The sequence below is a fragment of the Saccharopolyspora rosea genome (assembly GCF_025643595.1).
Taxonomy (GTDB): domain Bacteria; phylum Actinomycetota; class Actinomycetes; order Mycobacteriales; family Pseudonocardiaceae; genus Saccharopolyspora; species Saccharopolyspora rosea.
In genome coordinates, this window is sequence record NZ_CP102826.1 from 4019952 (window position 1) to 4044295 (window position 24344).

The following is a 24344-nucleotide window of genomic DNA, read 5'->3' on the forward strand; positions in this document are numbered from 1 at the left end:
CCGCTTCGGCCGCGACCGTCGGGAGGAACCATGGACGAACCGACCACCCGGGAGCTGTACCTGGAGCTGCTGACGAAGGTGGTGGCCAACACGATCTACCGGGACGCTCCGGTCCCGAGCGGCTGGGTCCCCGAGGCGGTTTTCGACCAGCAGCTGCGGGAGAACGGCGTGGACTGGCCGAGCCAGGCGCACACCATGGTCGGCCTCAAGCGGCTGCGGAACGTGCGCGAGTGCCTGGAACGCGTCCTCGCCGACGACGTCGCGGGCGACTTCGTCGAGACCGGCGTGTGGCGGGGCGGGGTGTGCGTCCTGGCGCGTGGGGTCCTCAAAGCCCACGGGGTCACCGACCGCCGCGTGTGGCTGGCGGATTCCTTCCGGGGGCTGCCGGATCCCGGCGACGACGGGCACCGGCTGGACCGGGAGATGGGGCTGCACCGCTTCAACGACGTCCTCGGCGTTCCCGTCGAGGAGGTGCGGGCGAACTTCGAGCGCTACGACCTGCTCGACGACCAGGTCCGGTTCCTGCCCGGCTGGTTCTCCGAAACGCTGCCCGCCGCACCGATCGAGCGGGTCGCCGTGCTCCGCCTGGACGGCGACCTGCACAGCTCCACGACGGACGCGCTGCGCGCCCTGTACCCCAGGGTGTCGGTGGGCGGGTTCGTCATCGTGGACGACTACAGCCTTCCCGCCTGCCGTGCGGCGCTGGAGGAATTCCGCGCAGCCGCGCGCATCGACGAGCCGCTGGTACCGATCGACGACTACAGCGTGTTCTGGCGCCGCGCGCGCTGATCCGACCGCCGCGTCCGCGCACGCGGCCCGACCGAGCGAGGTGGGGCGTTGCGAGAACTGCTCCTGCTGAACGGACCGAACCTGGGAATCCTGGGCAGACGCGAACCCGAGGTCTACGGCACCGCGACGCTGGCCGACATCGAGGCACTGGTGTCCGCCGAGGTCGCGCCGCGGGGCTGGTCGGTCCGCCCGGTCCAGCGCGACTGCGAGGGCGCACTGGTCGGCGCGGTCCACGACGGCGACGACACGGTCGGGGCGATCGTGAACCCGGGGGCCCTGATGATCGCGGGCTGGAGCCTGCGCGACGCGCTGGCGAACTACCCGCACCCGTGGATCGAGGTGCACCTGTCCAACGTGTGGGCCCGCGAGCGCTTCCGGCACGAGTCCGTCCTCGCGCCGCTGGCCACCGGCCTCATCGCCGGTCTCGGACCGGCGGGCTACCGGCTGGCCGCGCGCGCCCTGCTGGACCTCGTCGCCGACTAGGAAGCGCTCCTCGCGGCGGTGCCGGTGGCGAACGGACTCGCAACAGCGCAACCGCCCCCACCCGGTCGGTTCACCCCTGGCGGGCGAGCAGCACCGCCCCGTGCAGGGAGGACAGACCGCCGAGTTCGGCGGGTGCGACGCGGGGCACGGCGTGCCCGGGACGAGCCAGTCCGGCGACGCGGTCGGCCACCACCTCGGCGAAGCCGGGCAGCCCGGCGGCGACCCCGCCGCCGACCAGCACGAGTTCCGGGTGCAGCAGTTCCGCCACGCCGACGGCGACCGAGGCCACGGCGGCGCCGCCGCGCCGGACCGCCGCCACCGCCCAGTCCCGCCCGGCCAGCCATCCCCGGCGCAGCTCGGCGAACCCGGTCGACCGACCGCGCGACGCACCGGCCGTCCGCAACAGCGCCGGTCCGGAGGCCACCGCCTGCAGGCAGCCGCGGCGGCCGCAGTCGCACCGGGGACCGGCGGGGTCGGCGATGACGTGCCCGATCTCGCAGGAGCCGCGCCGGGGACCGGGGACCGGCCGACCACCGAGCACGACGCCTCCCCCGACCCCGGTGCCGACGCCGAAGTACACCACGTCGGCGCTGCCCGCCCGGTCGGCTTCGGCCAGCGCCGCGAGGTCCCCGTCATCGGCGGTGCGCACGCGGGTCCCGGGGAAGAGGGCGGCGACCACGCCGTCCCAGTCGAGTCCGATCCAGTGCGGGCGGTTCGGCCAGCTGGTGATCCTGCCTTCGCCGTCCACAGTGGCTGGTAGTGCGATCCCGACGCCCTTGGGCGGTCCGGCGGCCTCCCGGACCGCGGCCACTCCGGCACGCAGGACCGCGAGATCCTGCCGCACATCCCCGGAAGCGGTCCACGTCGCGGTCGCCTCGTACGGCTCCGGGGTGTCGTCCTCCACCCGGAACGCCACCTTCGTGCCGCCGATGTCGATGCCCAGGAAGCTCATTGCAGCGGTCCTCCTCCCGCCTCGACGAGCGGATGGTGGCGACGACGTTCCGCTCGCCGAACGGCGGGACGGGTCACCGAGCGCGAGAAGACGCACGGGAAAAGGGAATTCGTCCGCATCCTAGCAACGTGCGCAGCACCGCCACAAGCTCGTCTGACCACAGTGGACCAATCGACGGGACCACTCTGTCCGGGTCCGGGCACCCCACCACCCAATACACCAAGATCAACCAAAGCAAGCGGTATTGGCCCTAGGGAGGGTTTCGGAAGTGCTTTGTGTGGCGGTGCCGGTGGTGGAACCTCAGCGGCGGTGCCGGTTGCGAGACCACTCACCGAAAGAGAAAGCGGCTGACGCCGCTTGTAAAACACTCACTAGTCCGGCTTGACGCGGCGGATCGGGGCGCGCTCGACGACCTCCCGGCCGGTCGTCGCGGCCTGCGCGACGAGGGCGTGGGCGTCCCAGTCCGTCGGCCAGCCCTGCCACAGGCGGAGGCGGCCGTCGACGACGACGGCGGTGATCTGGTTCCGGTTGGCCAGCCGGACCAGTTCCCACTCCAGGTCCCAGGACGGCGTGAGTTCGGGGACGCGCAGGTCGACCACCAGGAAGTCGGCGGCCTTGGACACCGCGATCTCGCCGGTCACCCGGCCCAGTCCGACCGCGTCGGCGGAGCGGGACGTGGCGTGCTCCACCCACGTCCGGCCCGCGCCGCACGAGGAGTCGCCGGTGGCCAGTCCGCCGGTGAGGCGTTGCGCGGTCTCGGCGGCGTCGACCAGCCGGAAACCGTCACCCCGGGTGCCGTCGGTGCCGGTGCCGAAGCGCACGCCCCAGGCGGCCAGCGTGGTCGCCGGGGCGACCGCGTTGCCCTTCCACGCGCTGGCGACCGGGTTGTAGCTGATCGCCGCGCCCGCGTCGGCGACCATCCGCATCTCGGTCGGGGTGAGCAGCGTGGCGTGCGCGGCGAGGGTCTGCGGGCCGAGAGCGCCGATGTCGTGCAGGTGCTCCATCGGGCGGCGGCCGAAGGCGCTGATCGAGCGCTCCACCGCGGCGAGGTGTTCGTTGACGTGGATCTGGAAGACCGCGCCGGCTTCGGCGCACAGGTCCGAGGTCTTCTTCATGACCGCGTCCGAGGCGTCGTCCTGGATCGGGATGGCCAGCGACGGGTGGATCAGCCGCGCGGACTCCCAGCGGTGCAGGTGCTGTTCGCCGCCCTTGCCGTCCGAGCAGACCTTGCCGAGCACGCAGCGGATTCCGGCGTCCTCGGCGGCGCGGGCCAGCACCTCGACGTCGATCGGGGCCCGGGTGCCCGCGTCGGCGACCGTGGTGAACCCGCCGCGCAGCCATTCCAGCGCGGACAGCTTGGTGGCCAGGTAGGCGGTGTCGGCGTCCAGGGCGTGCTCCAGCGGCTCCCACACCTGCTTGAAGATCTCCGAGGGCTGGCCGAACGCCTGGGCCTTGCCGAAGCTCTGCGTGAGGTGGTGGTGGGCGTCGACGAACCCCGGCATCACCAGGTGGCCGTCCAGCCGAACCGGGGTCAGCTCCGGGTGCGCGGCGACGACCCGCTGCGCCGGCCCGACGTCGCGGAACTTCCCGTCGGCGACCAGCACCGCGTGGTCGCGCGCGATTCCGTTCGGCAGCAGAACCACGTCGGGGACCAGGAGGTACCGGCCGCCCTGGAACTGCTCGGGGCGCGGGGACGGCGGCGCCGATTCGGCCGCGGCCGGAGCGGCCAACAGGCCACCGGCTCCGGCGAGGCCGACGCCGGTCAGGAAACGTCGGCGGCCGACGCCGCCCGGGGTTCCGTCCTGCTGCTCGGTTGCCAACGACGTCCTCCTCCACCTCCGACGAACGTTCCGCGCCGGGGCGACGAGGCTAACTCTGTTCGCTCACAGAAACAATCTTTCCGCCATGCGGATTCCAGCCGCCTCCTGTTCCGCAGGACACATCCGCTTGTCGCAAAACAATTTTGTAGCAAAACTACATGTCGAGACCGGCACGAGAAGGGAGTCCGCCATGACCCGCCCCCGGGACCTGCGGGAGTACCTCGCCGCGCTCGACGCGCTCGGCGACGTCCAGGAGATCGACACCGAGGTCGGGCAGGGCCTGGAGATCGGCGCCTACATCCGGCGCTGCTACGAGACCCGCTCCCCCGCCCCGCTGTTCACCAACATCCGCGGCACCGGCGAGGGCTTCCGCCTGCTCGGCGCGCCCGCCGCACTCAGCTCCGCACCGGGGCGCCCGCTGGCGCGCGTGGCGCTGTCGCTGGGCCTGTCCGCCGACGCCGGGCCCCACGAGATCGTCGACGCGCTCGCCGCGGCGCGGCGGCGCGAGCCCATCGCCGCCCGCGAGGTCGACACGGCGCCGTGCAAGCGCAACGTGCTGCTCGGCGAGCAGGCGTCGCTGGCGCGGTTCCCGACCCCGCTGCTGCACGAGGGCGACGGCGGTGCGTACGTCAACACCTGGGGCACGATCGTCGTGCGCTCCCCCGAGGGCGACTGGGTGAACTGGTCGATCGCGCGGATCATGCGGATCGACGACCGGCACCTGACCGGCCTGGTCATGCACCCGCAGCACATCGCCCGCGCCTGGCAGCTGTGGGCCGACCGGGGCGAGCCGATGCCGTTCGCGCTGGTGCAGGGCGGCGACCCGGCGCTGCCGTTCGTCTCCGGCATGCCGCTGCCCGACGACGTCGACGAACCCGGCTTCCTCGGCGCGCTGCTGGGCGAACCGGTCGACGTGGTCAAGACCGAGACGGTGGACCTGTGGGTCCCGGCGAGCGCCGAGATCGTCATCGAGGGCCACGTGAGCGTCGAGCGCGACGCGGACGAGGGCCCGATGGGCGAGTTCGCCGGGTACGCGCCCGCGGAGACGACGCGGCAGCCGACCTACACCATCGAGGCCATCACCTACCGCGACGACCCGATCTGGCCCACGGTCGTGGAGGGCGAACCCGTGGACGAGTTCCACACCACCACCGGCCTGACCACGGCCGCCGAGGTGCTGGCCCTGCTGCGGGAGGCGGACCTGCCGGTGCGGACGGCGTGGGCACCGTTCGAAGCGGCCTCGCACCTGCTCGTCGTCACCGTCGAGGAGGACTGGCGGGCGGCGCTGCCGGGGGTCGACAGCGCCGAACTCACCCGCCGGATCGCGCAGGTGCTCGACGGATTCCGCTCGGAGGCCACGGTGCCGCGCGTGTTCGTCCTGGACGCCGACGTCGACCCGGCCGACCAAGCCGAGCTGACCTGGGCACTGGCCACCCGCTGCCACCCCGAGGGGCACCGGGTGGTCCGGCACGGCCCCGTGCTGCCGCTGCTGGCCTGCTACACCGCCGAGGAACGCCACGCCGGACGCGGCCCGAAGGTGGTCCACGACTGCCTGCTGCCCGAGGAGGGTCGGCAGCGCCGCAGTTCCTTCCGGCACATCTACCCCGCCGACGTGCAGCAGTGGGTGCTCGACAACTGGCGCGCCTGACGGTGTTCCGGTCCGGCCCGACCCCGGGACGCCGAGTCGCAATCGGACAGTCCGCACAGGACTGTCCGTAGTGGACTCTCGTCAGCGGTCAGACGGCGGTTCGACCTCGCCGCCGCGCACCCGCAGGATCCAGATCCTCTTGTTGATGGGAACCCGCTTCGTGGTGTCGCTGCCGAAGTCGATGACACCGGTCACCAGCGACTCCTGCTGCTCGGGCGCGCGGACGCTGTTCAGCTCGCGCCACACCGCGCCGGGCGTGATCGGCACCGAGGCGGTGGTGCGCTCCGGTCCGGCCACTGTGGACTGGAGGCGTTCGGCGGCGTTGAGCAGTACGCGGGTGGCGTCGTAGGCCAGCGCGGCGTGGCCGTCCAGGGACAGGTCGCCCGCGCGCGGCGGGCACTTGTCCTGCACGCCGTCCCCGGCCAGGAACCGGTTCAGCGAGCAGTAGAAGGTGTACTCGTTGGGTTTGAGGTTGTTGGCCGCGTCGTCCGGGTCGGGACGGGTCGGCCCGACCGCGAACGACTGGTACGAGTACGGGATCCCGAGGAAGCGCTCGCGCCGCACCCGGTCGGCGACGTGCTGGGTCACGTCGTCCCCGGCCAGGATGTCGGGCAGCGGACCGCCGCCGCAGCCGTCGGAGACGCCGCGCAGGAAGTCGTTGAAGTTCGTCGCGCGGGCCGCGTAGTAGACCTCCCCGTCCCCGCACGCCGCGCGGCCCGCGTCGTAGGGCTTGGCGGGCGAGAGCCAGCGCGCCGTGCGCCCGGCCTTGCCGAGTTCGTCGGCGACGTCCTCGCCGAGGTTCGCGCTGTAGGCGTCGGTCAGGTCGCGGTAGACGCCGACCTCCCCGTTCCCGCGTTCCCGGAAGTACTCCGCGGCCTGCTGGGCCTCCTGGCGGTTCTGCGGGGAGACCTGGAAGTACAGCGGCGAGTAGTCCGACAGGTGGTCGTAGGACAGCGTGGACGCCACGATCGGCAGCCCCAGCCTGGTCACTTCCTCGATCGCCGACACCGTCTCGGTCCGGCTGTGGTTCAGCCCGACCACGCCGATCAGCCGTTCGTCCTGGTTCGCGGCGATCCCGGACAGGTAGGTGCGCACGACGTAGGAGGCGTGGCGCATGTTGCCGCCACCGTTGGCGACGAGGACGCGCACCACCGGGGCGCTGCTGCTCTCGCGGGAGTTCTGGTCGCGCTGCGCCACCGCGATCCCGGCCAGCGTCTCGTGTTCGGCGGTGAGTTCCACCGAGCTGTTGCCGGAGAAGTCACCGAGGTAGGCCAGGGTGACCAGCGGCCTGCGGTCCTCGACGCTGGTCCGCACGGCCTGGTCGTTCTGCTGCTGGAGGATCCCGCCGGTGCGGAGCAACCCCTGGTGGACGTCGGCGGGGGCCTGGGCGGCGGGGTTGAGGAACGCGCTGACGAACGCCCCGTCGGTGACACCGACGCATTCGCCCATGGCCTCCAGCGCGCCCTCCCCGGTGAACCACGCCCACGGTCGGCTCAGCGGCACCCCGCAGTGCTGGTCGCCGTATACCGAGTACCCGACGCCACCTCCGGTCAGCAGCACCAGGCCGAGCCCGATCGGGACCGCGCGGCGCGACTACCACGGCGGTCGCGGCAGCCGGTACGGCCCCTCGGCGGCCAGCGCCCGCCCGATCCGGTACCGCTCGTCCTCGCCGGCGGTCCCGGTGTAGGTGGAGATCGGCAGGTACCAGGTCATCTCGTTGCGGCGGCGCCGGTCGCCGACGAGCCGTCGCCGCCAGGCGCGGTGGCCCTCCTCGGCCTCGTCGGCGTCGTAGACCGCGTCGCGCACGTCGCCGACGGTCGGCTCGACGGCGTGCGGGGGCACCTTCCGGCTGGCGCTGATCACCAGCAGCGGGTCGAACCGACCGGTCTCGTTGCGCACGTCGTTGATCAGTTTCAGCAGGTCGTAGCCGCCGTTGGCGCGCGTGACGTTGTCCAGCAGGACCACGGCGTAGCTCATCCGGCGTTCGCCGCGCAGCCGCCACGGGAACCGCCCGTAGGCCCGCCGCAGGTCCTCCAGCAGCGCGTTGGTGAGGAACCGGACGACCTGGTCGGGCGCCTCCTGCGGCCACTCGCCCCGGGTCAGCCGCTCGGCGAAGCCCAGGAAGGTACCCGGCACCTCGGGAGCCAGGTAGGGCTGGCGCCGGAACCACCGGTACTCCCGGCCCAGGCCGGGCAGCCGCCCGGTCGTCTTGAGCCGGGACCAGATCCACGGCAGCACGCTGACCGCCTTGATCACCGGCCACACCGTGTCCGGGGCGCCGGAACCGCTGCTGTTGATCAGGTCCGAGATGCGCTGCGCCGGGTCGCGCCGCCACAGGCGGCGGCGCAGCTCCGCCTCCCGCCGGGGCGCCTCCACGCGGGAGAGGTCCTGCTGCATCAGCCACACGGCGAGGCCGAAGCGGTGGAACCGGATGCGCCCGGAGCGGGCGTTCCACGCATCACCCAGCTTCTCGGCGATCTCGGCGAGCAGGGCCCGGATCTGCCGCACGTCGGGTTGCAGCGGTGCGTCGTGGTCGGTGTCGGGATCGGTCTCGGGCCTGCTGACGAAGGCGTGCGGAACCCGGTTCTTCTCGGCGCTCTTGAGGCGTTCGGAGATCGCCGGGAGCAGCGAGCGGTGCTCGGTCGGGCGGATGAGGCACAGCATGGGCAGTCCCTTGCCGCTGCCGTCGTCCTCCCCGTGCCGGGCCCGGTCCCCCAGCTTGGGTCTGCGGTACAGCCTGCCGATCAGCCGCAACACCTCGACGACACCGCGGAACAGCGGCAGCTCAGCGGAGGTTTCCCGGTCCCCACCGGTCCGGACACTCATGCGCGACCTCCCTCCCAGAGGAAGATCGAGTGTAACCACGCTGCGCGACGGAATGTGCCCGTTCGGTCATTCCCCGCCCCGGGCGAGGTGCACCGGCCGCCCGAATCGGACCACTGTGGACTGTTGACAGGCTCTCACCAGTTCGTCAGCACCAGGTGGTTGACCGCCAGGGCGGTGGCGGCCTGCGCGACGAGCCAGCCGCGCCGGGTCGCCGCGGGCAGCAGCGCTGCCGCGGCGACCAGCCACACCGCGAACGGCAGCCAAATGCGTTCGACCTCGGCCTTGGACATCCCCGACAGGTCCGCGGCCAGCACCGCGGTGGTCGCGGCCGCCACCACCGCGACCACCCCGGCGGGCGCGGTCCGCCGGTCCGCCACCGCGCGGCGCAGCCCGGGCCCCACCACCGGGCCGGTGGCCAGCGCCAGGCAGGCCAGGTTCGCCCACACCCAGTAGCCGTAGGGGCGCTGCGCGGCGATGCCCTGGTAGTAGCGCACGACGACGGCGTGGTAGCCGTCGAGCCACCAGAACCCGGCGGCGGCGAACACCGCGACCACCGCGAACGCGCCGAGCACCGCCGCGCCCAGGGCCCGCGCGTTGCGCCCCACCGCCACCACGGCCAGCGCGATCACCCCGGTCAGCACGAGCCCGTAGGACAGGAAGATCCCGAATCCCAGCAGCAGCCCGCCGACCAGGCTCCAGGCCACTCGCCCGGTGGTGCCGAGCGCCAGCAGCGCGATGCCGGTCGCGGTCACCCCGGCGAACAGCGCGTCCGCGGAGACCCCCATCCACACCGCTCCGGGCAGCAGGACGAGGAACGGCAGCGCGGCGCGGGCGGAACCGGGATGGCCCAGCGCCGCGAGGGCAACCGGCACCGCGACGGCGGTGAGCGCGCCGGCCAGCACGCAGACCACCGCGGCCGCCGCACCACCGCCCAACCCGATCCGGTCGAGCCCGACGAACACCAGCAGGGCGCCCGGCGGGTGCCCGGCCACGTGCGTCGTCCAGGAGTCGGGCTGGTGGTCGGGAATGCGCCGGACGAACGAGCGCAGCGCCGCGCCGACGTCGGTGACGCCGGGGACCTCGTGCAGGTATTCCGCACCGGAGGTCAGCCGGCCGGCGACGCCGACGTCCCAGCCGTCGATCAGCGCGAGGGACAGCGTCCAGGCCACCGCACCGCCGTAGGCGCAGGTCAGCGCCGCGCGCCACGGCAGCCGGTCGGCCAGCGCCGGGCCCTGGACGACCACCGCCGCCGCGACCAGCACCGCCGCCGGGGTTCCGGGCCCGACGTGCGGCAGGAAGGTGCCCAGCACCGGCCATTCGCCGAACAGCGGGCCGACACCGGCGAACGAACCGGGCCCGAGCTGGCGGCCGGGGTTCCACCACAGGCAGCCGGCCACCGCGGCGAGCACGAGCGCGAGGACGGCACCACCGGCCGCGAGGTCGGCGCGCCGCGCTCGGGCGGTGGCGGGGGCGTGCTGGCTCATCCGCCGCACCGTAGTGCGCCCGCTCCCGGCGCGCAGCTTCCGCACCGGCACCGCCAGGAGTTCGCAAGAACCCGCACCGCGTCAGATTCCGCAATAGCCGCACGCGTTTTCCGGGGTCCACGGTGGACTGCCGTCGCCGTTGCGACCCACCTCGCCGACGTGATCCTGCCCTGCCTCGACGTGCCAGTGCTGCACCGCCCGGTCCCGGCACCGGTGCACCCCGGGCTGCACGGCCGCGCCCGCGGCCCGGCCCTGCCGGCGGCGCTGGCCGCGGTGTGGGAGTTCCTCATCGCGGCAGGCGTCGTCGGCGATCCACCGCGACGTTTCCGGCCCGCGCCGGGTGGCTAGCCGAACGGTATGTCCGCACGAGAACCGCGCGAGCCCCCGGCCCGCCCCGGGAAGTGGGCGTGGCTGGGCGTGATCGCTTTGGTCGTCGTGCTGGTGGCGCTGCTGTTCGCGTTCTTCGCCACCGGCCTGCGACGCACCGGGGCACGACGGGAGGAGGTGACGCTGATGAGACCACTGTGGACTGTCAGGACGTACCGCTGGGGCCCGCTGCGGGTGCGCCGCGGACCGCTCGGCGGGCGTTGCTGGTCGCTGCGGCTGGGACCGTGGTCGCTGCACGGCCGCACCCGGGCCCGCGGCCACCGGTCCGTCCGGTGGAGCTGAGAGCCTGTCTTTGAACTCGTTTTGCATGGCGGTGCCGGTGGCGGAACCTCAGCGGTGCCGGTTGCTTGCGTACTCACCGAAAGAGAAAGCGGCTGACGCCGCTTGCACGACCCTTCCGGGAGCAAGTTCAAAGACAGGAGCTGAGCTGTTCACCGACGGGGGCGCGAGCCGCCGACCGGGATCCGATCTCCGGCGCGGTTTTCCGGCCGCGGCGCGATCCGCTGCGCCGGGACCGCCGCGGGCGTGGTGGTGGTGCGGCTCCGCACGCAGGTCCACCCCAGCACCGAGCCGACCACGGCCGCGCCCGCCAGCACCGCCAGCTCCGCGGTGTCGGCGCGCCCGTCCCACTGCAGGACGCCGAGCCGGTGCGCCACGAAGCCGTTGAAGAACATCCAGCCCAGCACGGCGGTGACCAGCGCGCCCGGGACGTTGCGCGCCAGGGCGGCGTAACCGGAGACGGCGATGGCCAGCACGACCAGACCGGCCACCGCACCACCGGCGAGCGCGGCCGCCCACGCGGGCACCGCCGCGACGACCATCGCGAAGAAACCGGCCCCGCAGCTCGCTCCGACGGACCAACCGCGGGAACCCGTGGTGCCGCAGCGCATCGCACGGCCTCCGTTCCCCTCGGGCCACCACCGGCGGCGGTGAGCACGCACCCGGTCAACCGCGCCGCGGACGCCACCGGTGCCATCGTGGCGGAACGGCGACGCCACCGGCGCGCTCCCGGACGCCCGCGCGCCGCGCGGTTGCGGGAGTGCGCGCGTCGTCCGGCTCCGCCGCGGAACGGGGTGCGGTGTCCTCGCCCGGCCGGTCCAGCCACGCCTGCACGCCCCGCAGCACGATCGCGGCCACCACGAAGGCACCCACCAGGATCACCACGTCGATCATGTCGCCCGGCTTCCTCCGACGAACTCCGCCACCACGAGGATGCCCCGCTGCCGCGCGGCGGGACGCGCCGGGAGACGCGTTCTTGACGGACCGCCGGGCGTTCCTGACGCGTTCCTGACCACCGGGGACCTCGTGATCCATCGACCACGTTCGGTGGAAGACGGGTTTTTCCCGCGAAGCCCGGGGTAGTCCGGCACCGTGACGATTCCGAACCGGGGAAGGACGGTGACCAGGATGATCTCACGCGCTTCGGGGCTGCTCGGGGGTGCGGCCCTGTTGGCGGCGATGACGGTGCCCGGCGTCGCGGCGACCGCGAGCCCGGCAACGCCCGCGGTCCACCCGACCGCCGCGTTGTCCCAACAGGACGAGACGTTCATGACGCAGGCCGCGCAGGTGAACCTGACCGAGATCGACGCGGGCGAGCTCGCGCTGCAGAAGGCCACCACACCGCAGGCCAGGTCGCTGGCGCAGGAAACGCTCACCGACCACCGCAACGCGCAGAGCCACCTCGAACAGGTGGCGCGGGACAAGGGCGTGACGCTGCCGTCGTCGCCGAACGCGCAGCAGCAGGCCATCGGCAACAAGCTCAAGAGCGCTTCCGGCGCCATGTTCGACACCACCTACCTGCAGGCCCAGATCGCCGGGCACGAGGAGGCGTACACCCAGACCCGCGCCGAGATCTCGTCCGGCAGCGACGCCGCCGTGCAGGACTTCGCGAAGAACTTCCTCCCGGCCGTGAGCAGACACCTCAGCCACGCCCGGGCGGCCGCGGCCGAGCTCGGGGTGGCGCCGAAGGGCGCCAACACCGGTTCCGGCGGCCAGGCCGGAAGCGCACCGCTGCGCACCACCGACGTCGCCCTGGCGGCCGGTGGTCTGGCGCTGGCGGGTGCCGGTGCGGTGCTGCTGCGCCGTCGCCGCCGGTTCGGATGAGGTCGTGGCGGCGCCGGGTGCCGGAGATCGCGCTGGCGCTCGGTCTGCTCGTCGCGGCGGCGGGACTCGCGCACTGGCTGGTGGGCGGTCCCGAGCTGCCGCGCACCGGAACGGTACCGGCGGCCCACGCCGGTCCTGATCCCGCGCCGGAGCGCGCAACACCGCTCCCCGCGTCGCCGGACGAGGCGCCGCGGGGGGTGCACCTGCCGACGCTGGGGGTGAACGCGCCGGTCGACCCGGTACTGCCCGGCCGGGACGGTGGGCTGGGCGTTCCCGGGCCGCCCGGCGTGGTCGGTTGGTGGAGCGCCGGTGCCGCGCCGGGAGCCCGGCGCGGCACCGTCGTGCTGGCCGGGCACGTCGACACGCAGCGCGGCGGCCGGGGCGCGTTCTTCCGCGTGGGCGATCTCCAGCCGGGCGACCCGGTCACCGTCACCACCGCGCGCAGCACGGTCCGGTACCGGATCGCGGCGGTGCGCGGCTATCCCAAGGCGTCCCTGCCGCCCGACGTGTTCGACCGCACCGGTCGTCCCCGGCTCGTGCTGATCACGTGCGGCGGACCGTTCGACGAGGGCACCAAGGAGTACGCCGACAACGTCGTCGCCTACGCCGTCCCGGCCTGAACGCCGGTTCCGCCACCCGGAGCGAGTTCGAAGCCGGGCGCTCAGGGGTCGACGGCGTGTTCGGTGAACCGGCCGCAGGAGCGGAAACCCAGTCGGCGGTAGACGGGCTCGCCGTCGCCGGACGCCTGCAGGACCGCGATGCGGTGGTCCCGCTCGCGGGCCGCGTGGAGGGCGGCGAGCGTGATGGCTCCGCCGTGGCCGCGCCGGCGGTGGGCGGCGAGGGTGCAGATGTTGTAGATCCCGGCAACCCCCGCGTGGTGGAACACTTCGGCCGAGCAGACCGGACGGCCGTCCACGTAGCCGACCAGGTAACGGGCCGGGCACTGCGCGGCCAGCGCCTGCGGGGCGGCCCGGGCGAAGAAGCGGCGGACGGCGTCGGAAGGCGGGGTCCAGTTCGCGGCGATGACCGCGGCGTAGTCGGCGAGCTGTTCAGGCGTGGCCACCGCCTGGATGTCCAGTCCCCGGGCGGCGGGCAGCGGCGGGGTGTCGTCCAGCTCGGCCCACATCGCCGTCTCGTGTTCGGACACCGGCAGACCGGCCGCCACCAGGCGCGCGGGCAGGTCCGGTGGTGTCGAGGCAGGCCCGACCCACCAGGAGAAGCGGCGGCCGGTGCGCGCCAGCTCCCGAGCGGTTTCGGCGATGCGCGCCGCGGCGGTGGCGGCGGTGAAGCGGGCCGCGGCAACGACGTTGAACGTGTCGTCGTCCAGGCCGCTGTCGGCCACCAGGAGGTCACTGGCCTCCGCGACGGTCGCACCCGCCATGCTCCGGTGCAGGTGGCAGGCGTGTTCGGCCAGGTTCCGCTCCATCCTGTCCGTCAGGTCGGCTGCATCGCGACAATGGGCGTTCACAGCGGACGATCCCAACACGGCCGGGCTGAGCTTCGCACGTGATTTCGGGGTGTCCGGCACGCTGCTACCGGCCGGGTGCGGACGGGTGGACGTCCCCGGCGGGCCCGGCCCCGAAGGCGCGCAGCAGGTTCCCGGTGATCGCGCCCACCACCGGAGCCGGGCAGGACCGGCCGTCCGCGCAGGGCGCCAGGGCCGGGATCCAGTTGTTGGTGCCGGAATCCCACACCCCGGCCCGCCCCTTCGGGTCGGTGTGGTAGGTCATGTCGGAGTAGAAGGTGTCGCCGTCGCGGGTGCGCGCTTGGGCGTGCCGGGCGTCCAGCGGCGAGTGGGCGAAGACCTGCACGTGCGGCGGGCGCGGCCCCGGCGGTTGCAGGCTGTCGACGTCGGAGCGGATCACCCCGGGGACCGCCTGACCGCTGCGCAGGCCCGTTCCGGCGAAGATCCACGCGCCGGCGTCGGCGACGCGCAGCGCGCCGGGCTGCGCGTCCGGGGCGAGGAATCCGTTGTACGACTCGCCGACGAAGTCGTCCGCCGGCCACGCGGCCGGTGGTGACGCCCAGGTGTTGCCGGTGACCTCCATCCGGTCGCCCCGGCCGTTGAGCGGGTCCTCCGCCGCGTCGCGGTAGTCGACCACCTCCCGGTTCGGGCCCCGGGCCGAGGGTTGCAGGCGCACGTGCCGCAACATGCCGCTGGCGCCGAAGAACGCGATGTTCACCCCGGCGTCGTGCGCGGCGACGGCGGCCCGCCGCTCCCGCAGCGACCAGCACTCGTCGTGGCCGAGCGAGAACAGCGCCCGGTGCGCGGTCGCCGCCTCCGGGTGGTCGACCAGGGTGATGTCGGTGGCGTAGTCCACGTCGAGGCCGTTGCGCTCCAGCCACTGCACCAGCGGCAGTTCCAGGGCGAGGAAGTCCCCGCTGCCCTGACCGCCGTTGTAGGAGAACTCGTAGGGCCGGTCGAACGAGACCACCCGCGCCCGCGAGCACAGCGGGTACCCGCCGGACGGGCAGTCGCCGCGGCCGACGTAGAAGTCGTAGCCGCCGTAGGGGTTCCACGCCTGCCAGGTGAGCACGTCGTTCTTGACCAGGTAGGTCGCGCGGCCGTGCGGGTCCCACACGGTGAGCGGGACGTAGCTCTGCTGCCCGCGGTCGCCCACCAGCTTCAGCAGGTAGTCGCCGGGGACGAAGTCGGCCGTGACCGGGATCCGCGCGGTGGGGGCCCATCCGGCGCAGGAGACCGCGTTGACCCCACCGGCCACCGGGCAGGGCGGCTGCCGCGTGCCGCGCAGCGGCGGCGAGCTCCACACCAGCCGGGCTCCCCTGCCCTGGTAGTGGCCCATCCGGTACGCCTCGACGCGCATCGCGGGCGCGTCGGTGGACGCCGACAGCGTCACGGTGTCGCCCTGCGCGGCGTAGGTGCGGTCGGCGAACCCGGCCATCTCTCCCGGTGGTGTCCCGGTGATCCGCCACGAGTCGGTGCCCGGGCGCTGGTTCTCCCGCACCACCCGGTCCGACCGCACGCCGTTGGGGCCCGCGCTCGTCCCCGCAGCACCCGACGGCGGCCGTGGTGCGGGCGGTTGCGCCCCGCTGCACGCCACCGCGATCAGCAGGCTCCACGCGAGGAATCCCGCCAGCACGGCACGTCGCATCGGCTCTCCCGGGGGACGGCGGATCCGCGCGAACGCGGCATCCGGGTCGATCGGCCCTCCCGCCCGCGGCGGGCACTCCGCACGGTGGGCGTCAGGCACGAGGAGGTGGTCTCCATGCGGGTGCGTCCGACGCCCGGTGCGGCGCGGCACCGCGCCGCACCGTCAGCTGCGCGCCAGGGCCTTCTCCAGTTCCTCCTTGGTCATCTTGGAGCGGCCCTTGATGTTCTGGCGGCGGGCGTCCTCGTAGAGCTGCTGCTTGGTGCGCCCGCCCGGCCCGTACCGCTTGCCGGACCGGATACCGCCGCGCCGCTGGGGCGGGATGTCCTGCGTCGAGACCTTGCTGCGCCGTTCGGCCTGCCCGCGCTGGGCCCGGTCCTTGTTGACCGTGCGCGCGGCGATCTCCTCGGCGCGGCCGGTGCTCGAACCGCGCTCCCGGGCGCCTTCCTTGATGTGCTCGTACTGGCGCTCCTGCTTGCGGTTCCACCCTTTCTGCCGCGGCATCCGTCTCACCTCCTCGTATTCTTGCTACATGTTCGGCACTACCCGGTGAGCTGGGCGAACACACCTTCCCCGCCACCGCGGCGGTGTCCGGTGTGGCGCAACGCGACGACTGGGCCCACCGGGACACGACGCCGGATCCACCCGAACGGATGATCCGGGGCTCCGGCAGGTTCATCCCCGCCCGTCGACGGCGCATCCCGCCGAGTACGGGTCCGCACGGAACGAGGAGCGACGATGGAGGACACACGCGCCACCTGGTTCAGCGCCGAGGCGTACGAGCGGCTGCGGCGGGAACTCGACGAGCTCATCGCCCGGCGACCGGCGGTCGCGGCGGAGATCGACCGGGCCCGCCGGGAGGGCGATCCGCGGGAGAACAGCGGCTACCAGGTCGCGGTCGAGGAGCAGGAGATGCAGGAGGCCCGCATCCGGGAGCTGCGCGCGCTGCTGCGCGACGCCCGCACCGGCCCGGCGCCCCGGCACGCCGACGTCGCCGAACCGGGCACGCTGCTGACCCTGCGGTTCGCCGACGGCGAGACGGAGACGTTCCTGCTGGCCTCGCACGAGGAGTCGGCGCCCGGCGCGGCCGACGTCGTCTCGACGCGTTCCCCGCTGGGCACGGCGCTGCTGGGCGCCCGGGTGGGCGAGGAGCGCGAGTACGACCTGCCCGGCGGTGAGCACATGCGGGTGGAGGTCACCAAGATCGAGCCGTACCAGGGGTGACCTGCGGGTTTGCCACCCGGCGCGGACCGGGTACCCACCAGCTGCGAGTCCAGCGGCTCGGCCACGCGCGAAGGAGTGCGAGCATGCCCGACCCCGGCAGCCACAAGTACGACGTCAAACGCGCCCGGCGCCGTGCCGAGTACGAGAACCGCGAGGGCGTGCCCGACCAGCGCGCCGACCGCGCGGCCAACGAGGACCTCCAGCAGGTCCACCCGCCGCGCCGCCCGGCCGACGACCGCGCGGCAGGACCGCTCGGCGAACGCCCGTCCGGCGAACCGGGCGGGCAGGGCCGGGAACGCGACCGCGAGGGCGGCGGGATCCGCGTGCGCAGCAGCGCGTTCAACGACCACGGCCCGCTCCCGCGCCGGTGCAGCCGCGAAGGCGGCAACATCCCGCCCGCCCTGGAGTGGGAGGGCGTCCCGGACGGCACCGCCGAGATCGCCGTGGTCTGCGAGGACCCGGACGCCCCCGGCGGCACGTTCCTGCACTGGCTGGTCACCGGCATCGACCCGCAGGTCACCGCCATCGGCGACCGCGAGATGCCGGAGGGCGCGGTGGAGTCCCGCAACGACTTCGGCGAGTACGGCTGGGGCGGCCCGATGCCGCCCGCCGGCGACCCGCCGCACCGCTACTTCTTCCACGTCCACGCCTCGTCCCGACCGCTGCACCTGTTCCCGGACTCCACAGTGGACGACCTGCGGGACAGGCTGGCCGAGTCCGAACTCGCCCACGGCAACATCGTCGGCCGCTACCAGCGCTGACAACGAAAACGGCGCCCGCGTCAGGAGAACGCGGGCGCCGTTCGGCTGTGGGATCAGTCTTCACGACAACCCCGCCAGTCGGTGGTGAACCCACGTCCGCGCCGCGTCCACCAGCGGCCGCCGATGGGAACCACTGGAGTGCCGCACCACGTACTCCCACACACCGAGCAGCGTCACGGCGAACGCGGTCACGGTGCCGTTGGAAGCGCCGCGCAACGCGGGGATCCCCTGAGCCCAGGCTTCTGCCTCATCGGGACTGTGTCCCTCGGCCAGCAGACGGACCACCAGAACGGCAGGGTCCACCCATGCGGGCGCGCGCCGCGACCACGCCCAGTCGATGACCTGCACGCGGGAGCCGACCAGGATGTTCAGCTCGTGGAGATCAGTGTGCGCAAGGGTGTCCCCACGACCCAGCGCTTCCAACCCGTCCTGCTCCCACGCCACGAACCGGTCCAGGTTCTCCCGAATCCAGGAGTCCGCGCCCTGCACTCCGCCGTCGCGACGAATGCGGCGCCATGCCGCCAATCGACCCCACTGATCGGCCAACGTCGGTACGTTCACGGGGCACGGGGTCAGCTCCTCACCGAGGGCCGTGACCGCGTCTCGTACCCGCGGCAGATCCGGCGACCCCGGCGACAGGTCCGCGTGGTGCCCCTCGGCGTAGTCGTACCCGTTGATCACCCATCCGTCGACGTCCACATACCAGATCAGCCGAGGAGCCTCGGCAGGCAAGTACGGCCCGACCAGGCGTTCATGCCGGTGCAGTCGCGCCTGCTCGGAGTCAGCCAATACTCCCTTGACGAAACACGCCCCTCCGTCACCCAGGTGCAGGGTGACGGAGAGATCCGAATTCCGGCCGGCGGACGGACTGGACGCGCTGACGACGTGCCCGCAGTGCGATTCGATTGCAACGCGCACGGCGGTGGGCAGATCGCCCCACTTCCACCGGGTCATTGCTCAACTCACCTTCGCTTCGGGTCCTTCGGCGGAGGATCCGGCGGCGGGTCGTCCGCACATCCGTTGAAACACTGTGAGCACAGACGCCGACCGATGTCCCACAGTTCATGATCCACCACGAAACCGGCTGCTTCGATCGCTTCCATCGTCGTGCGGGACACCTCGGCGGGGTCTCGCCGCTCGACGTTCTCGTCTGCCGGGACGTGGTGCAGGAACCGTCCCGCGACCTGGCCGCAGAACTCGGCATAGTCCTTGGTGTGCAGGAGGAATGTGTGCCATCCGATATCCACCGTCGGACTTGGAGACAGCGGCGTTCCGTGATTGCAGGCGCACGCCCCGAGGAACGCCAACGCCTGGTCCATGATCCGCGCGGCCAACTCGCGGTCGGTGTTCCTCTCTTTCACGATCCGTGAAACCAAGCGGTCGAACAGGTCCGGGGAAACCAGTGATCGGCCCGGTTTCACATCCGGTATCGCTGCCTTCATGTTCACACCCTTTCGGATTGAGGCTTACCAGACCAGCGTTGATCAACTGGTGCCGGTTGGGTACCTCTCTCCGGGTTGTTCGGTCTCTCCGGCGCGCACCATGAGGCCGTGGACGCGGGCGCCGCTGGCTGCCGGATCAGCCCAAGCGGTCGGCCTTCAACGCCGTCACGAACCGGCGCCACGCCTCGGGACTCACGGTGAAGTACCCGGCACCCCGGTCCTTCGTGTCCCGAACAGCAGCACCACCTTCCGGGGTCCGGCCGACCTCGACGCAGTCGGTGTCCTGGTGCGAACGACTGGACTTCCGCCATCCGGTGACTTCAGCGACCATGGGGTTCACGCGTCGGCTTCCTTTTCCATCTCGGCTGCGATGTCGGCGACGAGTTCCAAGGAGTCCTCTCGACTCAACGCCATGCTACGGAGATCCTCCTCAGCTCGTACGTAGTCGGCAACCTCCCTGGTGTTGTAGAGGAAGACGGACGACCGGTAGTGCTCGATGTGCACGATGGGTGGCGCTTTGGGGAAGCGGAACACGATGAACGGACCGGCATGAGCTGCGTGCACTCGCTGACCGCCGGACCTGATGACGTGGACGCTGACGTTGTCGCGCTTGGCCACGTCCAGGATGTTGTACAGCTGGTCGGCCATCACGTGCGGGCCGCCAACACGCTCCCGCAGTGCGCTTTCCACGATCACGGCGGTGAACCGCAGGGGATTGCGCCGACGCCACAAGATGTTCTGGCGACCGAGCCTGAGCATGACGCGCTTTTCGATTTCCCCCGAACCCAAACCTGCCATGACGGCGCGGCTGTAGTCAGCCGTCTGCAACAGCCCGGGGATCAACAACGGCGCGACGTTGACCATGCTTGTGCAGGTGCGCTCGAACTCGATGAACGTCGTGAGCGAGGAGTGAGTGCCGGGCAGGTCCGAGGTGATCCAGTTCTCGGCATCCACATCACGCGCCAGGTCGAGCAGCCGCTCGCGCTCCGGGCCCTTCGCCAGGCCACACATGGCCAGGTAGATCGCGACGTCTTCGACCGAGGGCACCGTGGTCCCGTTCTCCCATCGCTGCAATCTCGGCCTCGCGATTTCCATTTTCTGAGCCAACGCGCGCTGGTTGATCCCAGCTTCGTCTCGGACTTTGCGCAGCTCAGCGCCAAGGTTGCGAGCCTTGGGGCTGCCTCCCGGCTTTCTCGGCATGGATCAAATCCTAGAGGTACCTCAACCGCGTGTTGATCAGTTGCCCCTCCATCGAGCGATTGTCGCTCGGGATACTGATCCAGATCATGGATCGTGATCCATCCCAGTCGACGAGGAGGCCACAACGTGCACGCACCAACGCTGCCCGAAGCCGGTCGGTTCGTACGTTCGCCGGGGAGGCGCTGGCCGTGACCCGGTATCCCGAGGTGCTGGTGTTGCTCGGCGTCGCCGTCGGGCTCGCGGTCGCGAACGTGGTGGCGCGCGTCGTGGGGTCCGGGTTCTGGTTGCGGGCCGTCGTGGTGTGGCGGTTGCGGTGGATCACGCGGCCGTCGCGGTTGCGGAAGGTGCGGCGGGCCACCCGGCAGGCCCGGTCGACGGTCGGCCGCGTTCCGGTGCGGCGGCACCGGGTGTGCGGTCCGGGTTCGGTGACGGGGAAGTTCCCGTGGCGGCGGTGACGTTCGTCCGGCTGCGCCCGGACCGGGCGCCGGTTTCCGCGCTGGCGCAACACGTTTCGCCGGTCGACCCGCGTCGGATGCCCCGGTTCGTGCCGACGTTCTGCGGTCTGCGGCTGGACGCCTTCGACCTCGACCCGCGCTTCCTCGACCACCCCGCGGGGCAACCGTGCCCCGCGTGCCTGCGCAACGCCCCCGTGGAGCTGACCATGCGCCTCGCCCGCGTCACCGGCGTCCTGCCCGAGCTGGGCACCGACTCGTCCGCGCCGGCCGAGTCCGTCTTCGTCGCCGGGTGCGCCGAACTCGGCGTGCGGCACCTGCTGCCGCCCCGGCCGCTGCGCGGTGAACGCCTCGGCCGCCCGGTGGTGCTCACCGAGTGCGGCCACATGGGCTGGTGCCCGGTCGCCGGGCCGCCGCCCTCCCTCGACTGGCCGCTGTGCCGGGGCTGCCTGGAGTCGGTGCGCCGGAGAACCGGAAATCGGTGACCGTGCGTGGTCAGTCTTTGGGCTGCACGTGGAGAACCGGCGTTACCTGCGGGAATTCCCTGAGAGGACGAGCACAAAGAGTGTTCAGGACTCCGGTCGGGTGCCACGGTGGGGCGATGTGGTCGCGGAGAGCGGCCCCGCCGTCCCGCCGCGGCCCCCGCGCGGCGGTCGGCGCCCCCGACCCCGAAAGGACGCGGCCCCGTGCGCCACCGCATGGCGACCATGTTCCGCGCGCTCCGGCACCCCAACTACCGGCGGTGGGCCGCCGCCGACTTCGTGTCCGTCACCGGCGCGTGGATGCAGAACCTCGGGTTGAACTGGTTCGTGCTGACCAAGACCGGTTCCCCGGGACTGCTCGGGCTTTCCCTGCTGTTCCAGACGATCCCGGGCGTGGTGCTGGCGTCCTGGGCGGGTTCGCTCGCCGACCGCTGGCCCGCGCGGCGGGTGCTCTTCGCGACGCAGACCGCGCACGCGCTGCTCGCCCTCGCCCTGGCCGCCGTGGCGTGGGGCGACGGACCGCTGGGCGCGGTGTACGCGATCGCGCTGGCCGGTGGGGTCGTCACCGTCTTCGACGGCCCGGCGCTGGGCCGGTTCGGCTCGCAGCTGGTCACGCGCGACGACCTGGGCAACGCGCTGGGGCTCGGCTCGGTGTTCAGCTCCGGCGGCCGGATCCTGGGCATGGGGCTGGCCGGGGCGCTCGTCGGGCTCACCGGGGTGCCGCTGCTGTTCCTGATCAACGCGGTGAGCTTCGGCGGGGTCCTGCTGGCGCTCGGGCGGGTGCGGTCCGACGCGATCTACCCGCTGGCCACCAGCCCGCCGGAACGCACCGGCGTGCGGGCGGGCGCGCGCTACGTGTTGGGGCACCGGCCGCTCGTGGTGATGTTCCTGCTCAGCTTCGTGCTCTCCGCGCTCGGCCGGAACTACCAGGTCACGATGGCGGCGATGAGCAATGGTCCGCTGCACGCCGGGGCGTCCGGGTACAGCGCGCTGTCGGTGGTCTTCGCCGCGGGCACGGTCGTGGGCGGTTTCGCCGCCGCCGCGCGCAAGGAGCTCACGCTGCGGCTGGTGCTGGTGATGGCGCTGGGCACGAGCCTGTTGCAGGCCGTCAGCGGCGCCGCGCCCGGAGTGTGGTCGTTCGCGTTGGCGCTGTTCCCGATCGCGGTCGGCGCCGTGGTGCTCGACACCGCGACGAGCACCCGCATCCAGCTGGACTCCGACGAGGACATGCGCGGACGCGTGCTGTCGGCCAAGAGCATGGTCACCTCCGCCTCCGGCGCGGTCGGCGGACCGCTGTTGGGCTGGCTGTCCGAATTCGCCGGTCCCGGCCGCGCGCTCGAACTGGCCGGGATCGCGACCGTGGTGGCGACCGGGCTGGCCTGGTCGCTGTTCTCGTGGATGAAGGAGCGCCGCGCGCTGCCCGCCGCGCACCGCTGGACCCGGCTGGCGGCGGTGCACCCGGCATCGCCGTCGGTGGACGTGCCGCCGCTGCGGGCGAAGGACGCGACGCGGCCGGGGCGCGGACCGTCCTGGTCCCGGCCGGGCGCGCGGATCACCGGGCGGCGGCTGCGCAAGCGTTTGCCCTCCGAGCGCGCCGGGTAGTCGCGTGGCGTGTTCCGCCGTGCGCTGGTGACCGGTGGAGCCGGATTCCTCGGCTCCCACTTCTGCGAGGCGCTGCTGGCGTCCGGGACTTCCGTGGTGTGCCTGGACAACCTGCTCACCGGCGCCCGGCGCAACGTCGAACCGCTGCTGGGCGATCCGCGGTTCGAGCTGGTCCACCACGACATCGCCGAGGAACCGTTCACCGCCGACGTCGACCTCGTGGTGCACATGGCCTCGCCCGCGTCACCGGAGCACTACCGGCGCCATCCCGTCGAGACGCTGCGCGCGGGCAGCGACGGCACGAGGCACGCGCTGCGGCTGGCCGAACACCGCGGCGCGCGGTTCCTGCTGCTGTCGACCAGCGAGGTCTACGGCGACCCGCTGCGCCACCCGCAGCCGGAGAGCTACCGGGGCAACGTCGACCCGGTCGGCCCGCGCGCGGTCTACGACGAGGCGAAGCGGTACGCCGAGGCGCTGACCGCGGCGTTCCGCGACTCGCGCGGCGTCGACGTGCGGATCGCGCGGATGTTCAACTCCTACGGGCCCCGGATGCGCCCGGACGACGGCAGGATGGTCCCCACCTTCGTCCGGCAGGCGCTGCGAGGCGACCCGATCACCGTCGCCGGAACCGGCGAGCAGACCCGGTCGCTGTGCTATGTGGACGATTCGGTGCGCGGACTGCTCGCGCTCGTCGGAAGCGGTTGGCAGGACCCGGTGAACATCGGCGATCCGCACGAGGCGTCGGTGCTGCGCACCGCCCAACTGATCCGCGACCTGGCCGGATCCCGGTCGCCGATCGTGCACGTGGCCGCCGCCGCGGACGACCCGCGGCGCCGCTGCCCGGACATCTCGCTGGCCGAACGGGTGCTCGGCTGGCAGCCCGAAGTACCGGTCGAGGACGGCCTGCGGCGCACCATCACCTGGTTCCGCGAGGAGCTGGACCGGGCGGCGTGAACTCAGAGCCTGTCTTCGGACTCGTTTTGGGCGGCGGTGCCGGTGGCGGAACCTCAGCGGCCGTCTCGGCTCCGGGAGCCCCGACATCATGTAGCCCCGTCACCGAAGGCGAACCGCTCGCGCCGCGTCCAGCGCTCGCCGTCGAAGACCACCAACCACGCCTCGCTCAGTTCGGCTGCCACGGGAAGTTCGGCGGCGACCTCCCGCACGATCGCCGTCGCGGTGTCGTCCGGGACGTTCGTCGCGAGGGTCAGATGCGGTTCGGGTTCGTACTTGCCCTCGTAGGGCGGCACATCGGGCCAGCGCCGCATCGCCTCGGCCGTCAGGGCGCGCAGCTGGTCGTCCGGGCTGGGGCGCAGGTGGACGAACCCGCCGCGGTGGCGGCATTCGGCGAACCGCACCGGGATCGCGGACCGCCCGGCGAACAGCTCGCGCAGCGCCGCGACGACCTCGTCGTCGAGCTGTCGGAGGAACGGGTACAGGACGCTGACGTGCGCGGGGACTCCGGGGCGCACGGCCTCCGGGTGGCGGGAGGCCACCGACGCCAACAGCTCCTGCGCTTCCGGGACCGGGATCACCACGCCGGTCCGCCCTTCCGACGGCATGCCACCGTTGTACCCGACGG

Annotated in this window: 28 protein-coding genes; 13 read left to right on the forward strand and 15 right to left on the reverse strand. The window is 72.6% G+C overall.

Features of this window, described 5'->3' with window-relative positions:
- Positions 1–30 precede the first annotated feature (30 nt).
- The gene (locus tag NV263_RS18595) at positions 31–789 is read left to right on the forward strand and encodes a TylF/MycF family methyltransferase (protein ID WP_263247619.1); all 759 of its coding nucleotides are present in this window, start codon (positions 31–33) and stop codon (positions 787–789) included.
- Between the two features lie 48 nt (positions 790–837).
- Positions 838–1272, forward strand: coding sequence for a type II 3-dehydroquinate dehydratase (locus tag NV263_RS18600; protein WP_263247620.1), 435 nt, complete (start codon positions 838–840; stop codon positions 1270–1272).
- A 70-nt stretch (positions 1273–1342) separates the two neighbouring features.
- Here NV263_RS18600 and NV263_RS18605 read toward each other — a convergent pair whose 3' ends face one another.
- Together NV263_RS18605 and NV263_RS18610 are read right to left on the reverse strand one after the other, a co-directional pair.
- Positions 1343–2224, reverse strand: coding sequence for an ROK family protein (locus tag NV263_RS18605; RefSeq protein WP_263247621.1), 882 nt, complete (start codon positions 2222–2224; stop codon positions 1343–1345).
- A 371-nt stretch (positions 2225–2595) separates the two neighbouring features.
- Positions 2596–4044 (reverse strand): amidohydrolase family protein, encoded by a 1449-nt coding sequence (locus tag NV263_RS18610; protein ID WP_263247622.1) that lies wholly within the window; start codon positions 4042–4044, stop codon positions 2596–2598.
- Positions 4045–4234: 190 nt separating this feature from the next.
- Here NV263_RS18610 and NV263_RS18615 point away from each other — a divergent pair, with 190 nt between their 5' ends.
- Positions 4235–5692 carry a UbiD family decarboxylase gene (locus NV263_RS18615; protein ID WP_263247623.1) on the forward strand — a complete coding sequence of 486 codons (1458 nt, stop codon included), beginning with the start codon at positions 4235–4237 and terminating at the stop codon, positions 5690–5692.
- Positions 5693–5773: 81 nt separating this feature from the next.
- On the opposite strand, the gene NV263_RS18620 is transcribed toward NV263_RS18615, so the two are convergent.
- The 3 genes from NV263_RS18620 to NV263_RS18630 all read right to left on the reverse strand — a co-directional run bounded on the left by NV263_RS18620 (position 5774) and on the right by NV263_RS18630 (position 10002).
- Positions 5774–7252 (reverse strand): type 1 periplasmic-binding domain-containing protein, encoded by a 1479-nt coding sequence (locus NV263_RS18620; protein ID WP_263247624.1) that lies wholly within the window; start codon positions 7250–7252, stop codon positions 5774–5776.
- Positions 7253–7285: 33 nt separating this feature from the next.
- Positions 7286–8518 (reverse strand): hypothetical protein, encoded by a 1233-nt coding sequence (locus NV263_RS18625; RefSeq protein WP_263247625.1) that lies wholly within the window; start codon positions 8516–8518, stop codon positions 7286–7288.
- A 134-nt stretch (positions 8519–8652) separates the two neighbouring features.
- Positions 8653–10002: a hypothetical protein gene (locus NV263_RS18630; RefSeq protein ID WP_263247626.1), complete on the reverse strand. Its 1350-nt coding sequence runs from the start codon at positions 10000–10002 to the stop codon at positions 8653–8655.
- A 180-nt stretch (positions 10003–10182) separates the two neighbouring features.
- Between NV263_RS18630 and NV263_RS18635 the strand changes: the two genes are divergently transcribed.
- Both NV263_RS18635 and NV263_RS18640 read left to right on the forward strand, forming a co-directional pair.
- Positions 10183–10350, forward strand: a complete 168-nt coding sequence (locus NV263_RS18635) for a hypothetical protein (protein WP_263247627.1) — start codon at positions 10183–10185, stop codon at positions 10348–10350.
- A gap of 9 nt (positions 10351–10359) precedes the next feature.
- A complete protein-coding gene (locus NV263_RS18640) occupies positions 10360–10671 on the forward strand; it encodes a hypothetical protein (protein ID WP_263247628.1) in 312 nt (103 codons plus the stop codon).
- Positions 10672–10820: 149 nt separating this feature from the next.
- Here NV263_RS18640 and NV263_RS18645 read toward each other — a convergent pair whose 3' ends face one another.
- Entirely contained in the window at positions 10821–11279 is a 459-nt protein-coding gene (locus NV263_RS18645) for a hypothetical protein (protein WP_263247629.1), read from the reverse strand.
- 55 nt (positions 11280–11334) lie between these two features.
- Complete coding sequence (locus tag NV263_RS18650) at positions 11335–11562, reverse strand: hypothetical protein (protein ID WP_263247630.1); 228 nt, start codon at positions 11560–11562, stop codon at positions 11335–11337.
- 234 nt (positions 11563–11796) lie between these two features.
- Here NV263_RS18650 and NV263_RS18655 point away from each other — a divergent pair, with 234 nt between their 5' ends.
- Positions 11797–12492 (forward strand): DUF4142 domain-containing protein, encoded by a 696-nt coding sequence (locus NV263_RS18655; RefSeq protein ID WP_263247631.1) that lies wholly within the window; start codon positions 11797–11799, stop codon positions 12490–12492.
- A complete protein-coding gene (locus NV263_RS18660; RefSeq protein WP_263247632.1) occupies positions 12489–13112 on the forward strand; it encodes a class F sortase in 624 nt (207 codons plus the stop codon). The genes NV263_RS18655 and NV263_RS18660 overlap by 4 nt, the downstream gene beginning before the upstream one ends.
- A 41-nt stretch (positions 13113–13153) precedes the next feature.
- Here the strand turns inward: NV263_RS18660 and NV263_RS18665 are convergent, their stop codons facing one another.
- The 3 genes from NV263_RS18665 to NV263_RS18675 form a co-directional block, all read right to left on the reverse strand.
- Positions 13154–13918, reverse strand: a complete 765-nt coding sequence (locus NV263_RS18665; RefSeq protein ID WP_263247633.1) for a GNAT family N-acetyltransferase — start codon at positions 13916–13918, stop codon at positions 13154–13156.
- A gap of 106 nt (positions 13919–14024) precedes the next feature.
- A complete protein-coding gene (locus NV263_RS18670) occupies positions 14025–15605 on the reverse strand; it encodes a N,N-dimethylformamidase beta subunit family domain-containing protein (protein ID WP_263247634.1) in 1581 nt (526 codons plus the stop codon).
- Between the two features lie 162 nt (positions 15606–15767).
- Complete coding sequence (locus NV263_RS18675) at positions 15768–16106, reverse strand: plasmid stabilization protein (protein WP_263247635.1); 339 nt, start codon at positions 16104–16106, stop codon at positions 15768–15770.
- 234 nt (positions 16107–16340) lie between these two features.
- Here NV263_RS18675 and greA point away from each other — a divergent pair, with 234 nt between their 5' ends.
- Together greA and NV263_RS18685 are read left to right on the forward strand one after the other, a co-directional pair.
- Positions 16341–16826, forward strand: a complete 486-nt coding sequence (gene greA / locus NV263_RS18680) for a transcription elongation factor GreA (protein WP_263247636.1) — start codon at positions 16341–16343, stop codon at positions 16824–16826.
- A gap of 83 nt (positions 16827–16909) precedes the next feature.
- Positions 16910–17587: a YbhB/YbcL family Raf kinase inhibitor-like protein gene (locus NV263_RS18685; protein ID WP_263247637.1), complete on the forward strand. Its 678-nt coding sequence runs from the start codon at positions 16910–16912 to the stop codon at positions 17585–17587.
- 60 nt (positions 17588–17647) lie between these two features.
- Here NV263_RS18685 and NV263_RS18690 read toward each other — a convergent pair whose 3' ends face one another.
- The 4 genes from NV263_RS18690 to NV263_RS18705 all read right to left on the reverse strand — a co-directional run bounded on the left by NV263_RS18690 (position 17648) and on the right by NV263_RS18705 (position 20229).
- Positions 17648–18541, reverse strand: a complete 894-nt coding sequence (locus NV263_RS18690) for a hypothetical protein (RefSeq protein WP_263247638.1) — start codon at positions 18539–18541, stop codon at positions 17648–17650.
- 8 nt (positions 18542–18549) lie between these two features.
- Positions 18550–19029, reverse strand: a complete 480-nt coding sequence (locus tag NV263_RS18695; RefSeq protein WP_263247639.1) for a glycine-rich domain-containing protein — start codon at positions 19027–19029, stop codon at positions 18550–18552.
- A gap of 136 nt (positions 19030–19165) precedes the next feature.
- A complete protein-coding gene (locus NV263_RS18700; RefSeq protein WP_263254255.1) occupies positions 19166–19360 on the reverse strand; it encodes a DUF397 domain-containing protein in 195 nt (64 codons plus the stop codon).
- A gap of 5 nt (positions 19361–19365) precedes the next feature.
- Entirely contained in the window at positions 19366–20229 is an 864-nt protein-coding gene (locus NV263_RS18705; RefSeq protein ID WP_263247640.1) for a helix-turn-helix domain-containing protein, read from the reverse strand.
- Positions 20230–20417: 188 nt separating this feature from the next.
- Here NV263_RS18705 and NV263_RS18710 point away from each other — a divergent pair, with 188 nt between their 5' ends.
- From NV263_RS18710 to NV263_RS18725, 4 genes are all read left to right on the forward strand, one after another.
- A complete protein-coding gene (locus NV263_RS18710) occupies positions 20418–20684 on the forward strand; it encodes a hypothetical protein (protein WP_263247641.1) in 267 nt (88 codons plus the stop codon).
- On the forward strand, positions 20672–21166 hold the full coding sequence (locus NV263_RS18715; protein WP_263247642.1) for a hypothetical protein: 495 nt from the start codon (positions 20672–20674) through the stop codon (positions 21164–21166). The genes NV263_RS18710 and NV263_RS18715 overlap by 13 nt, the downstream gene beginning before the upstream one ends.
- A gap of 201 nt (positions 21167–21367) precedes the next feature.
- The gene (locus tag NV263_RS18720) at positions 21368–22765 is read left to right on the forward strand and encodes an MFS transporter (protein ID WP_263247644.1); all 1398 of its coding nucleotides are present in this window, start codon (positions 21368–21370) and stop codon (positions 22763–22765) included.
- A gap of 27 nt (positions 22766–22792) precedes the next feature.
- On the forward strand, positions 22793–23719 hold the full coding sequence (locus NV263_RS18725; protein WP_263247645.1) for a UDP-glucuronic acid decarboxylase family protein: 927 nt from the start codon (positions 22793–22795) through the stop codon (positions 23717–23719).
- Positions 23720–23805: 86 nt separating this feature from the next.
- Here the strand turns inward: NV263_RS18725 and NV263_RS18730 are convergent, their stop codons facing one another.
- Positions 23806–24324, reverse strand: coding sequence for a 2'-5' RNA ligase family protein (locus NV263_RS18730; RefSeq protein WP_263247646.1), 519 nt, complete (start codon positions 24322–24324; stop codon positions 23806–23808).
- Positions 24325–24344 lie beyond the last annotated feature (20 nt).